The 12485-nt window shown below is 59.0% G+C and carries 8 protein-coding genes and 1 pseudogene; 3 read left to right on the forward strand and 6 right to left on the reverse strand.

Annotation, left to right across the window (positions count from 1 at the left end; translation table 11 throughout):
* Nucleotides 1–45 precede the first annotated feature (45 nt).
* The 3 genes from A3C3_RS0103610 to A3C3_RS0103620 all read left to right on the forward strand — a co-directional run bounded on the left by A3C3_RS0103610 (nucleotide 46) and on the right by A3C3_RS0103620 (nucleotide 2391).
* Nucleotides 46–276: a hypothetical protein gene (locus A3C3_RS0103610; protein ID WP_022713252.1), complete on the forward strand. Its 231-nt coding sequence runs from the start codon at nucleotides 46–48 to the stop codon at nucleotides 274–276.
* Nucleotides 273–614: a DUF2147 domain-containing protein gene (locus tag A3C3_RS0103615; RefSeq protein ID WP_022713253.1), complete on the forward strand. Its 342-nt coding sequence runs from the start codon at nucleotides 273–275 to the stop codon at nucleotides 612–614. The genes A3C3_RS0103610 and A3C3_RS0103615 overlap by 4 nt, the downstream gene beginning before the upstream one ends.
* Before the next feature lie 229 nt (nucleotides 615–843).
* Nucleotides 844–2391: a DHA2 family efflux MFS transporter permease subunit gene (locus A3C3_RS0103620; protein WP_022713254.1), complete on the forward strand. Its 1548-nt coding sequence runs from the start codon at nucleotides 844–846 to the stop codon at nucleotides 2389–2391.
* Between the two features lie 387 nt (nucleotides 2392–2778).
* Here the strand turns inward: A3C3_RS0103620 and dnaJ are convergent, their stop codons facing one another.
* The 6 genes and pseudogenes from dnaJ to A3C3_RS0103660 all read right to left on the reverse strand — a co-directional run bounded on the left by dnaJ (nucleotide 2779) and on the right by A3C3_RS0103660 (nucleotide 12422).
* Nucleotides 2779–3921, reverse strand: a complete 1143-nt coding sequence (dnaJ, locus tag A3C3_RS0103630) for a molecular chaperone DnaJ (RefSeq protein ID WP_022713256.1) — start codon at nucleotides 3919–3921, stop codon at nucleotides 2779–2781.
* Between the two features lie 78 nt (nucleotides 3922–3999).
* Entirely contained in the window at nucleotides 4000–5910 is a 1911-nt protein-coding gene (dnaK, locus tag A3C3_RS0103635) for a molecular chaperone DnaK (RefSeq protein ID WP_028739374.1), read from the reverse strand.
* A gap of 279 nt (nucleotides 5911–6189) precedes the next feature.
* Nucleotides 6190–8475 (reverse strand): transglycosylase domain-containing protein, encoded by a 2286-nt coding sequence (locus A3C3_RS0103640; RefSeq protein WP_022713258.1) that lies wholly within the window; start codon nucleotides 8473–8475, stop codon nucleotides 6190–6192.
* Nucleotides 8476–9365: 890 nt separating this feature from the next.
* Nucleotides 9366–10052 (reverse strand): annotated as a pseudogene (locus tag A3C3_RS43180) (SH3 domain-containing protein); the annotation flags it as partial.
* 473 nt (nucleotides 10053–10525) lie between these two features.
* Nucleotides 10526–11914 (reverse strand): M20/M25/M40 family metallo-hydrolase, encoded by a 1389-nt coding sequence (locus A3C3_RS0103655; RefSeq protein WP_028739375.1) that lies wholly within the window; start codon nucleotides 11912–11914, stop codon nucleotides 10526–10528.
* A gap of 91 nt (nucleotides 11915–12005) precedes the next feature.
* Entirely contained in the window at nucleotides 12006–12422 is a 417-nt protein-coding gene (locus A3C3_RS0103660; RefSeq protein ID WP_022713262.1) for a MarR family winged helix-turn-helix transcriptional regulator, read from the reverse strand.
* Nucleotides 12423–12485: the final 63 nt, after the last annotated feature.

Below are 12485 nucleotides of genomic sequence, written 5' to 3' on the forward strand. Positions count from 1 at the left end.
GTTGGATCGGGTTGCTGACACCAACCTGTTTCGAAGGAACCGTCGATGACCGGCGACATGATGAGCCTGCGCGCGGGCAGCGACGATCTTAATGATCTCGTCCTTGCGATGATTGAGACCGGTGACCCGAAATCCGGGAGCCCGCCAGTCATAGTCCATCTCAAAAGATATCAGCGCAGAAGATCGCGCGCAGCCGCCTATCAGAAGTCCGAGGAACTCGATGGCGCTACTGCCGTTACATATCAGGCAGACATCGCAATGGGAGTTTCCAGATGACGAGCAGGTCTGTGTTCGTAACAATCTTCATATTGATAGCCAGCGTCGCGAGTGGTGCCGATACAGTCGTGGGAACCTGGAAGACGGAAACCGGTGAGACATCGGCGATCGACCATTGCGGAGCGAATTTTTGCATTGTGGCGAAGAGCGGGCGTTATGCGGGACAGCAGATCGGCTTCTTTTCAGGCAGGGCCGATACATACACCGGCCGGCTCACAGATCCGCGGACCAAGACAACCTATAGCGGCAGGCTCACTGTATCAGGAAACAGCCTGAAACTCCGGGGCTGCGCGACGAGCGTATTGTGCAGGACCCAGATTTGGACCCGCCTGAACTGAGATAGCCCCATCATCCGTTTTGTTGTCTGAGCATCATTGTGGCGCTGGACGGGACGATCCAATGGCCCGTATCGTTCTTTCGCCACCCGAACTATGTTGTCGTGATGGGCGAGATCGCGGCACTCCCACTCGGTTTTGCCACTTTACGCACTTCTGTGTTCCATCGCCAATGCAATCATTGTGACCATTCGCCTCAAGGCCGAGAATGCCGCACTTGCAGGATTGTCCCATGCCGAACCGGCTTGCGTCTGAACTTACCGATCGCCGCCAGACCCTCATCTGGATCGGTTTCTTCGCCATGTGCATCGGCATGTTTATGGCGATCTTGGATGTGCAAGTTGTGGCGACGTCGTTGCCAACGATCCAGTCTGCTCTCGACATCGATCCCGAGCAGATGAGCTGGATTCAGACCGTCTATCTGATTGCCGAGGTAGTCGCCATCCCGTTAACCGGGTTCCTGACGCGTTTTCTCACCATGCGATGGCTGTTCGTGACGTCGCTGGTACTTTTCGTGATCGCGTCCGCGGGGTGTGCGATCAGCAGCGGCTTCAGCGAACTCGTCGCCTGGCGGGTTCTGCAGGGCTTCTCAGGCGGAACGCTAATACCCTCTGTCTTCTCGGCGGTGTTCATTCTGTTTCCAAACGAGCGCCAAGCCCTTGCCACGACCATTGCCGGCGTTCTTGCCGTCCTCGCTCCGACCGTCGGGCCGATTGTCGGCGGCTGGCTGACAGAGACCTACTCCTGGCATTGGCTTTTTTTGATCAATATCATTCCTGGAATTCTTGCGGCTCTTATTGCAATGCGATCGCTCCCTCAAGAGCGCGTCGACGTCTGGGAACTTCGCGGGCTTGACGCGGTGGGATTGGCCACAATGGCCGTCGCTCTGATTACACTGGAGCTTGGATTGAAGGAAGCGCCCACGAGCGGCTGGATGTCAGTCTATGACAGTGGTCTGTTCGCCGTCTCAGCCCTATCAGCATTGGCATTCATATGGCGATCGCTGCATCGAGCCCGGCCGTTGGTAGAGCTTCATAATTTCCAAGATCGAAACTTTATGGTGGGCTCGACGCTAAGCTTCATCCTCGGCTTCGGTCTATTCGGTTCTGTCTATCTGATGCCTGTGTTTCTGGCCTTTGTCAGAGGACATAACGCATTCGAAATCGGTATGACAATGCTCGTAACCGGCATCGCGCAATTATGCACAGCGCCAATTGCTGTTGCGCTCGAGAAGCGAATGGACCCCCGCCTGCTGTCCGCCGCCGGCTTCGCGCTCTTTGCAATCGGCATCGGCATGAGTGCTTCACAAGACCCTCGCTCAGATTATGACGCAATGTTCTGGCCACAGATCATAAGAGGCGTCTCCATCATGTTTTGCCTCCTGCCGCCGACCCGTCTGGCGCTCGGCACGCTGCCGCCCGAGCGTGTTCCAGATGCAAGTGGACTGTTCAATTTGATGCGAAACCTTGGCGGCGCAATTGGGATCGCGCTCATCGATACCGTCCTATATACGCGCTCGGAGCCGCTTGGACAAAAGCTCTGGGATCGCTTGCAGGCAGGGGATTTGGAGGCTGCCGAGTTCATCGGCTCATCGGCCCAGATCGTTGCCGGTCACACCGGCGCTTTTGATGCGGACGCGACAGCAATATTGAACCCCCTTGTCCAGACAGGGGCAACCGTCCAAGCGCTCAACGAAGCGTGGATGATGGTCGCAATCATCACGGCATGCGCTGTCATATGCCTCCCTTTTGCAAAGCCTGTTTTGCCGACGCAGTCCTGACCGCGGTCCCGCGTGATGCGCGCACATCAGGGCCATGGAGCCGGCGGTGAGCACCCGATCAGCAATGAGCTTCTGCTCCGTGCGGAGATCCACAAGGTTTTCGATCGCGGAAACGCACCCGCCGATTCTGATTTCCGCTTTGTCGTAAGCGGGCGCCTGAAGGAGTTCTTCCAGAACGGAAGGCACTATTACGACCTGAGGGTCAGCCGCTACGTCTGCCTACCCAACCAAGACTGCACCTCAGCATGGATGCCCTGAACTGGCATCGGAAGGAGCGTTTCCTCGGCTAACATGAGCGACCATGTCTGGGCGACGCCGTCCAGGGCATGAAAAAAGCCGGGATGGAAACCCCGGCTTTCAACCTGCGCTATGTTTGCACGCCAGTCCTTATCCCTCGAAGAATTCCTTCATGCGCGCAAAGAAGCCCGTCGATTCCGGATTGTTCTCCTTCGAAGAAAGCTGCTCGAATTCCTGGAGCAGTTCGCGCTGCCGCTTCGAGAGCTTTTGTGGCGTCTCGATCTGGATCTGGATGTAGAGATCGCCCGTCTGGCTGGAACGCAGCACCGGCATGCCCTTTCCCTTGAGGCGGAACTGCTTGCCGGCCTGCGTGCCTTCCGGAACGGTGACGCGCGACTTCGTGCCGTCGAGCGTCGCCACATCGAAAGTGCCGCCGAGCGCTGCCGTCGTCATCGAGATCGGAACGGCGCAATAGAGGTCGGCTCCATCGCGCTGATAGAATTCGTGCGGCTTCACCGACAGGAAGATATAGAGATCGCCCGCCGGTCCGCCGCGCATGCCGGCCTCGCCTTCGCCCTGCAAGCGGATGCGCGTGCCATCTTCGATACCAGCCGGAATATTGACCGAGAGCGAACGCTCTTCCGTTACGCGGCCCTGGCCATGGCACTTCGGGCATGGATCGGGAATGGTCTGGCCGCGGCCATGACAGGTCGGGCAGGTTCGTTCGATCGAGAAAAAGCCCTGGGCCGCGCGAACGCGGCCGGAGCCCTGACAGGTGCCGCAGGTTTTCGGTTGCGTGCCGGGCTTGGCGCCGGAACCCGAGCACATATCGCAGGTGATCGAGGTTGGAACACGAATCTGCGCCGTCTTGCCGGAGAACGCCTCTTCCAGCGAAATTTCCATATTGTAGCGAAGGTCGGCACCACGCTCGCGTCCGCCGGATGAGCGCTGCCGTCCCCGGCCACCACCCATCATCTCGCCGAATATGTCTTCGAAGATGTCGGAGAAGCCGCCACCACCGGCGAAGCCTGCACCGCCGCCGAAGCCGCCCGCACCCATGCCGCCATGCTCGAAGGCTGCGTGACCATAACGGTCGTAGGCCGCACGCTTCTGCGGGTCCTTCAGCGTTTCATAGGCCTCGTTGATTTCCTTGAATTTGATTTCGGCGTTCTTATCGTCCGGGTTCTTGTCCGGATGATATTTCATTGCCAGTTTGCGGAAGGCGCTTTTCAGCTCTTTTTCATCCGCCGTTTTGGCGACGCCCAGAGTTTCGTAAAAGTCCGCTTTTGCCAATTTAAACCCCGGAAATGGATTTCCGGCTGCCCTCGGGCAGCCGGATTGCAGTGTTTAGCATAACCGCTTCGCCGCGAATTATGCGGACTTCTTGCGGTCGTCGTCCTTGACTTCTTCGTAGTCGGCATCAACGACATTGTCATCACCTGCCGAAGCATCTGCCGTACCGGCTTCCGCCTGCTGGGCTTCGTAGATCGCCTGACCGAGCTTCATGGACACTTCCATGAGGGTCTGCGTCTTCGCCTTGATGTCCTCGGCATCCGGGTCGGTCGCCTCGGCTGCAGACTTCAGAGCCGCAATCGCATCGGAGATCGCGGTGCGGTCGGCCTCGGAAACCTTGTCACCGTAATCCTTCAGCGATTTTTCCGTGGAGTGAACCAGGCTTTCTGCCTGGTTCTTGGCCTCTACGGTTTCGCGGCGCTTCTTGTCTTCCGCGGCATGCGATTCTGCATCCTTGACCATCTTTTCGATGTCGGCGTCCGAAAGGCCGCCGGAAGCCTGGATGCGGATCTGCTGTTCCTTGCCGGTACCCTTGTCCTTGGCCGAAACCTGCACGATGCCGTTCGCGTCGATATCGAAGGTAACTTCAATCTGCGGAACGCCGCGCGGCGCCGGCGGCAGGCCGACGAGGTCGAACTGGCCGAGCAGCTTGTTGTCGGCAGCCATTTCGCGCTCGCCCTGCGAAACGCGGATGGTGACGGCCTGCTGGTTGTCATCGGCAGTCGAGAAAGTCTGCGACTTCTTGGTCGGGATCGTCGTGTTGCGCTCGATCAGACGGGTGAAGACGCCACCCAGGGTTTCGATGCCCAGCGATAGCGGGGTCACGTCGAGCAGCAGCACATCCTTGACGTCGCCCTGCAGAACGCCGGCCTGGATGGCAGCGCCGAGCGCAACGACTTCATCCGGATTGACGCCCTTGTGCGGCTCCTTGCCGAACAACTGCTTGACGACTTCCTGAACCTTCGGCATGCGGCTCATACCACCGACGAGAACGACTTCATCGATCTCAGCCGGGGTGACGCCGGCATCCTTGAGGGCTGCCTTGCACGGCGCGATCGTGCGCTGCACGAGGTCATCGACCAGGCTTTCAAGCTTGGCGCGCGTCAGCTTCAGCGTGAGGTGCTTCGGGCCAGAAGCGTCAGCCGTGATGAAGGGCAGGTTGATTTCGGTCTGCTGCGAGGACGAGAGCTCGATCTTGGCCTTTTCGGCAGCTTCCTTCAGGCGCTGCAGTGCGAGCTTGTCGTTCTTGAGGTCGATGCCGTTGTCCTTCTTGAACTCTGCAACGAGGTATTCGACGAGACGCATGTCGAAATCTTCACCGCCGAGGAAGGTGTCGCCGTTGGTGGACTTCACTTCGAAGACGCCGTCACCGATTTCGAGGATCGAAATATCGAAGGTACCGCCGCCAAGGTCGTAGACGGCAATCGTCTTGCCTTCCTTCTTGTCAAGCCCGTAAGCGAGGGCCGCTGCGGTCGGCTCGTTGATGATACGCAGAACCTCAAGACCCGCGATCTTGCCAGCATCCTTGGTTGCCTGGCGCTGCGCGTCGTTAAAGTATGCCGGAACCGTGATGACGGCCTTCTCGACCTTTTCACCGAGGTAGGATTCAGCCGTTTCCTTCATCTTCTGAAGGATCATTGCGGAGACCTGCGCGGGCGAATAGCCCTTGCCATTGGCTTCGACCCAGGCATCGCCATTGTCGCCCTTCGAAATACTGAAAGGCACAAGACCCTTGTCCTTCTCGACGGTCGGATCTTCGTAACGGCGGCCGATCAGGCGCTTGACAGCAAAGAGCGTATTCGTCGGATTGGTGACGGCCTGGCGTTTTGCCGGCTGGCCGACAAGGCGTTCGCCGTCGTCGGTAAATGCTACCATGGAAGGAGTCGTGCGTGCGCCTTCCGCGTTCTCAATGACCTTCGCGTCCTTGCCGTCCATGACAGCGACGCAGGAATTTGTCGTTCCGAGGTCGATACCAATTACTTTTGCCATGTCATTTACTCCTTGAAGCAAGCTGTCGGAACCCCGAGAAGGCATTTCCCTGACAGCCCCTTACGGGATGTGGGTCTTCGGAATTAACGCAATCGTGATTGCGGTGATGCGGCGTATATAAGGAGCGGTTTTCTTGACTGCAAGGCGAGAATGAGCCCGAAATCCAGCAAAACGAACGTGTTGCATTCACTTTCTACGGTGGGCGAAAAAAGTCCGCCTTGCTTCGCGTCTCCGCGGACTTACCAAAGCCGGCTTGCACCGAGCATGAGGCGGCTGCGCTCACTGGCCCATGATCAGGTCAAGCAGCGTGGTGCGGCGCGGCTGGACGGAAGAGGTGGCCGCAGGGCTGCCGACATCTCCCGGTGGAATCGGTCCGCCAGGGAGCGCCACGGCCTGTTGCTGCTGGCCGGGTGCCGGTGGAAACGATGTTTGCGCCTCCGTGCTGCTTCCACCTCCGAAAACGCCGGAAATGATGCCGCCGATCGTTGTCGGTTGCTCCTGCATCGGCTGCGGTTCAGCCTGCGCCATCGGTTGATTGCCGAACCCATTCGGGTCCGCAATGAACTGGCCGTTTCCGAAAAGCGGAGCTGGAGAAAGACCCTTGTGCGCGGCAATCATGAATTCCTGCCATGCCTTCGCAGGCAGGCCGCCGCCGGTAACCTTCCTCATCGGCGTGCCGTCGTCATTGCCGAACCAGACGCCGGTTGTCAGATTGCTGGTGAAACCGACGAAGAGCGCATCGCGCGAATTCTGGGTCGTGCCCGTCTTGCCGGCCGCCTGCCAGCCAGGAATTTTGGCGCTTTTGCCCGTGCCGGTCTCGATCGTGCCCATCATCATGGCATTCATGTTGGCGGCGACCGTTTCAGAAACAACGCGCGGCGGGTTGTCATAGGTGTTCTCATAGAGAACCTTGCCCTCGGCGGTCGTCACCCGGCGGATCACATGCGGGGTTGCCTTATAGCCGCCGTTCATGAAGGCGGCGTAGGAAGCGGTGAGCTCCGTGAGCGACACTTCAGACGTGCCAAGCGCGATCGAGGCATTCGGCTGCAGCTCGGTCTCGATGCCGAGTCGGTGCGCAAGCTTGATCACCTGCTCCGGCCCGTCATACATGACGAGCTGGGCGGCGACGGTATTCAACGACTTCGCAAGCGCGGTCGCAAGTGTCACCTCGCCATTGTATTTCTTTTCGTAATTTTCAGGCGTCCAGTTGCCGATGCGAATTGGTGCGTCGTTGAAGACGGAATAGGGCGTCAGACCCTTTTCGAGTGCGGCGGCATAAACAAAAGGTTTGAAAGAGGAGCCCGGCTGGCGCTTTGCCTTGACCGCGCGGTTGAACTGGCTTTCGGCATAATCCCTGCCGCCGACAAGCGCCCGGATCGCGCCAGTCCCGTCGATCGAGACGAGGGCGGCCTGGGACGCATCCAGCTTTGCGCCGTCCTTGCCGAGAATGTCGTTGAGCGACTGCTCAGCCTTCTTTTCCAGCCCCTTGTCGATCGTCGTATCGACGATGAGGTCCTCTTTCACCTCGCCGACCAGCCCGGGTAGCCCGTCCATAACCATGTCGGCCACATATTGACCGGCGCCCGACCAGTAGCTCTTCGCCTTGGACGGCGTCTGCGTCATCGCCGTCTTCACCTCGTTGTCGGTGATATAGCCCTGGTCGCGCATGGCCTGCAGTACGACCTGGGCACGGGCGTTTGCGGCGTCTGGATCACGGGCCGGAGAGAGGCGCGACGGCGCCTTGACGAGACCGGCGAGCAAAGCCGCTTCCCCGAGGTTCACGTCACGCGCGGACTTGTTGAAATAGCGGCGGGCGGCCGCCTCGACGCCGTATGCATTCGAGCCGTAGAAGACGCGGTTCAGATACATCGCAAGGATCTGATCCTTCGTATATTTCTGCTCTAGCCAGAATGAGAGCAGCACTTCCTGCACCTTGCGCTCCAGAGTGCGATCCGGCGACAGGAACAGGTTCTTCGCGAGCTGCTGCGTCAAGGTGGAGCCACCCTGAATCGGTTGGCCCGTCAGGTTGTTGACGACGGCGCGGGCAAGCCCCATCGGGTCGACGCCGAAATGCGAGTAGAAGCGCTTGTCTTCTATCGCGATGATCGCTTCAGGGATGTAGGGCGACATCTGATCGAGCGATAGCGCCTCGCCGCCGGTGGCGCCGCGATTGGCAATCACGCTGCCATCGACAGATGTGATCTTGACGTTCGGCGGCCGGTCAGGGATCGCCCAGGTGCTGGCGCTCGGCATGCGCGAGCCGTAGTAGAAAACCAGCCCAGCTGCGCCGATGCCGGCCCAGATACCAAGAACGATGCACCAGTAGACCACGCGGCGGATGAAGCTGAAGAGACCGCCATCCTGGCGTTCCGGCGGCTCGCGTCTGCTGCGCCTTTTCCTGTCGGGTGCGCGGGGTCGTGTTGCGTCCGAGGAAGAACGTTTGGTTCCGCGTCGGCCCGCGATACGATCGTCGTCATCCAGCGAGAAATCGTCGTCCTCTTCAAAGCGGCTACGGCCGCTGAAGGACGGTTCGATTCTATCGCGTGATCTGCCCCTACCTGCCATCGTGAACCGGCCGCACCCAAATGTCGCAAGCGCTCTTTGCGCAATCCTCCGGGTGGACTTTAAATACGGCGATTTAAGGGGTGGTTAAGACTGCCGGCAAGCGGTCTCGACGGCGCGTCAGCCCTGCCGTTTGCGCATGGCTGCCATTCGTTGCGGTTGTCACGAAACTGACATATATCGCGCCACCTTACGCCGAAGAAAAAAGCAAAAAGCATAGTAGCTAGGCATTTAATATGAGCATTGACCTAAAGAGAATAGACGAGACCTGTCTTCGCGAGATCTGGAGCATCCACGAGTTTGCCCGGCAGCATCGGCTGAGCAAGATGGAGGAAAGCCGCCTGAAAATGCTGCACGGTCCGTTTGCAGCGATGCGTGAACTCGTAGCAGGCTCTGATCGAAAAGCTTCTGTTTGGTAATGTGGAACCTTTAGCTGTCCCGCCAGTTTCCTTTAAAGCGGGACAGCCCTCAAGTCCCGTTACGGATCGGTCGTCTCCCCTCAACACGGCCGATCGAAATCAGGCCCGGCGCCTCCGTCTTGGAGCGTCGGGCTTTTTCTATGCAGCCTATCGCAAAAGAAAGGGCGGCATCTCTGCCGCCCCTGGGCCACGTTAGTTCCGGCAACCCGGATCGCCCGGTTGGCAGGCGCCTCGCTGCTGCCTGCGGCGGTCATTGTCACCACCGCCGCGGTTACGATTGTCGTCGCCACGAACGCGACTATTGCCGTCATCGCCTCCACGTTCGAAGTTCCGGCGGTCATTCTCACCACCTCGGCGGTTACGATTGTCGTCGCCGCGGACGCGATTATTGCCGTCATCGTCTCCACGCTCGACGTTCCGGCGGTCGTTGTCGCCACTTCGGCGGTTACGATTGTCGTCGCCACGAACGCGACTGCCATCATCGCCTCGACGTTCGAAGTTCCGGCGGTCGCGGTCACGATCGCTGCGGTTACGATTGTCGTCGCCGCGGCGGATGACGCGATTGTCATCATCGTTTCGACGTTCGAAGTTCCGGCGATCGCGATCGCGATCGCCGCCGCTGCGCAGATCACGGTCAAAGTCCGGCTGCCTGTCGACATTAGGCCTGCGGTTGGGCGCGCGATCGAAATCCGGCATGCGATCCCGACGATCGTCAAAGTCCCGGCGTCTTTCACGGCGATCCGAGTCACGATAGAAGTCCGGTCCGCGGCGCCAGCGATCGCGGTCGCGATAGAAGTCACGGTCGCGGTAGTAACGATCCCAATAGTTGCCGAAGCTGAAGACAACGACGGGAATACCGAGCGGGCGATAATATTGAGGCCCGACATAAACGCGGCGCTGTTGATAAAGTGCCTGGATATATCCGCCGTGCACCCAGCCACGGCCGCCGTAGAACTCCACGTCGCACCATGGCACGTCGGCAAGGCAGCCGTAGATTTCGATGGATTCGCCGGCCGGAATTACGGTGACAGCCGGATATTCTGTGCTTGGACCCGCCCGCATATTGACGTTCGTCGTCGCGAAGCCTTCTGCCGCTTGAGCGATCGCCGGAGCAAACAAGAGCATACCGGTCGCGGCAATTTTTAAGAGGGTGCGTTTCACGTTTTCAACTCCCTGGGAGGCAGCGTCATGCCACATCCGGTATTTGTTTTTACTCCGGCTTTTGCCGGTTCCGGGCATAGTCGGAGGCTTGCCGGCTTTTGTTAGCCGGCAACCATTCGTCTTGTCTTTCAATGGTTTATAGCGCGTGTTGCATGAACGCAGGTTGAACGGAAGAATCTGGCTCCGGGCCTTGAAAGTGACGGAGCGGCTTCCGATTTGTCGCTCAACAGATCGCAGCCAAGTGGATGCTGTGCGCGCCTCAAGCGCTTGCCGTTTTCCATATCATTCCGACTGCTGGTGGCCTTCACGGCGCGTTAACCTTTCGGGACCAATCTTGGCTGCAGAGTCCGCTTTTCCTTGACCACGGATGTACTGGCATTGAAGCGAAGCGGACGATGAAGGCCGGGTTATCCGGCCTTTGTTTTTATCTGAATGCGTGCCCGCGTAAATCATCGCGAGGCACGCTTTTTTGTTCAAGCGGCCAATGCGTCGAGGATGCGCACCCAGGAACGGATGCCCTTGTGGTAGGAGGCGAGTTCGTATTTCTCGTTGGGCGAATGGATCCGGTCATCTGCAAGGCCAAAGCCGACGAGCAGCGATTCCATGCCGAGCATTCTCTGGAAATCGCCGACGATCGGGATCGAGCCGCCCATGCCGATAACGACGGCGGGCTTGGGCCATTCGTCGGAAAGCGCGTTCTTCGCTTTCGTGATCACCGGAGAATCATAGGCAAGATGAATTGCCGGCGAAGCGCCATGGGGATGGAACTCGACAGAGCAATCGGCCGGAATCTTCGAGCGGATATAGTTTCGGAACGTCTCTCGAATCTTTGCCGGATCCTGTTTGCCGACGAGGCGGAAGGAAACCTTGGCCGACGCCTTGGCGGCAATCACTGTCTTGAAGCCCTCGCCGGTATAGCCGCCCCATATGCCGTTCACTTCAGCCGTGGGGCGCGCCCAGGTGAGTTCCAGAACGGAGCGGCCTTTTTCACCCGACGGCACCGAAAGGCCGACTTGGCCCAGTAAGTCCTCAGCGGTCTGGCCGAGCTTTTCCCATGAGGCCTTGACGTTTGCAGGCGTTTCCTCGACGCCTTCATAGAAATTCTCGAGTGTTATGCGGCCGGTTTCGTCGTGGAGACCGGCAAGCGCTGTTGTCAGGACATGGATCGGATTCGCTGCCGCGCCGCCGAAAAGCCCGGAATGCAGATCGCGGTCGGCCGCCGTCACGACGACTTCTTCACCGACAAGGCCGCGAAGGGCAGCAGCAATCGCCGGGGTCTCGCGGTCCCACATGCCGGTATCGCAGACAAGCGCATAGTCGGCCTTCAGTTCTGCCGCATTTGCCTCCAGAAAGGGCTTGAGCGACGACGAGCCGGATTCCTCTTCGCCCTCGAAAAGGATGGTGACGCGGCAAGGAAGCGCGCCGCTGATCTCTTTATAGGCCCGGCAAGCTTCGACAAAGGTCATGAGCTGGCCCTTGTCGTCTGCGGTGCCGCGGCCCGTCAGGATCTTGCGGCCATTACCCATGTCCTTGACGGCTGGCTCGAAGGGATCGTTTTCCCAAAGCTCGATTGGATCGACCGGTTGAACGTCGTAGTGGCCGTAGAACAGCACATGCGGCGCATCCGCGCTGGCGCCGGCATGATGCGCAACGACCATCGGGTGACCGGGAGTATCGCGAACGGAAGCTTCGAAACCCAGTGTGTTCAAATAGGCGACCAGCCATTCGGCAGCCGTGCGGCACTCGGCTTTGTACGCCGGGTCAGTCGAGATCGATTTGATACGCAGCAACTCGAACAATCTGTCCAGGCTTGAACCGAGGTTCTGATCGGCGCGTGAAAGCACCGGGGTTACGTCTGTCATTTCCGACTCCTTTCGAGATTCGGCGGGACGATAGACCAAAGGCGGGGACGTTTCGAGGAAGAAAAATCGAAACAAGGGAGGGCGTAGACGGTTAGATTTTCTTGGCGTTTTCGAGGAGGCGGCGGATATATTCCAGCATCAGTTCGCGTTCGAAGGTCTTGAAGCCTTGGAAAAGCGCCAGATCGGCTTCACGTGCGATCTTGACCGCTTCATCTTCGATGGCCCGCGCGTTGGGCGTCAGGAAGATCAGTTGCGCTCGCTTGTCTGAAGGATGGGGGCGGCGCTCGATCAGGCCATCGCGCGCCATGCGCGCAAGCGTATTTGCCATCGTCGCCTGTTCGATATCGACGCGTTCGAGCAATTGCTTCTGCGTGAGGCCGTCTTCCGCCCAAAGTTCGAGAAGGATCGGGAATTGCCCGGGAGAAAAACCAAGTCCCGCCGCGCGCTGCTGCAGCGAGCGGGCAAAACCCTTGGCCAACTGGCTGGCAAGGTATGCTCCCGAATCCATCCTGTTAAATCCCATGATTGCAGTTAGGCTCAAAAACTGACGCGAAACAATGCAACAAATCGC

This window comes from Rhizobium mongolense USDA 1844, from assembly GCF_000419765.1.
Taxonomy (GTDB): domain Bacteria; phylum Pseudomonadota; class Alphaproteobacteria; order Rhizobiales; family Rhizobiaceae; genus Rhizobium; species Rhizobium mongolense.

Coding starts and splice junctions, on each gene's coding strand:
- A3C3_RS0103655 (WP_028739375.1), bottom strand. CDS start 11,914: ATGACAGACGTAACCCCGGTGCTTTCACGCGCCGATCAGAACCTCGGT.
- dnaK (WP_028739374.1), bottom strand. CDS start 5,910: ATGGCAAAAGTAATTGGTATCGACCTCGGAACGACAAATTCCTGCGTC.
- A3C3_RS0103610 (WP_022713252.1), top strand. CDS start 46: ATGACCGGCGACATGATGAGCCTGCGCGCGGGCAGCGACGATCTTAAT.
- A3C3_RS0103620 (WP_022713254.1), top strand. CDS start 844: ATGCCGAACCGGCTTGCGTCTGAACTTACCGATCGCCGCCAGACCCTC.
- A3C3_RS0103660 (WP_022713262.1), bottom strand. CDS start 12,422: ATGGATTCGGGAGCATACCTTGCCAGCCAGTTGGCCAAGGGTTTTGCC.
- A3C3_RS0103615 (WP_022713253.1), top strand. CDS start 273: ATGACGAGCAGGTCTGTGTTCGTAACAATCTTCATATTGATAGCCAGC.
- A3C3_RS0103640 (WP_022713258.1), bottom strand. CDS start 8,475: ATGGCAGGTAGGGGCAGATCACGCGATAGAATCGAACCGTCCTTCAGC.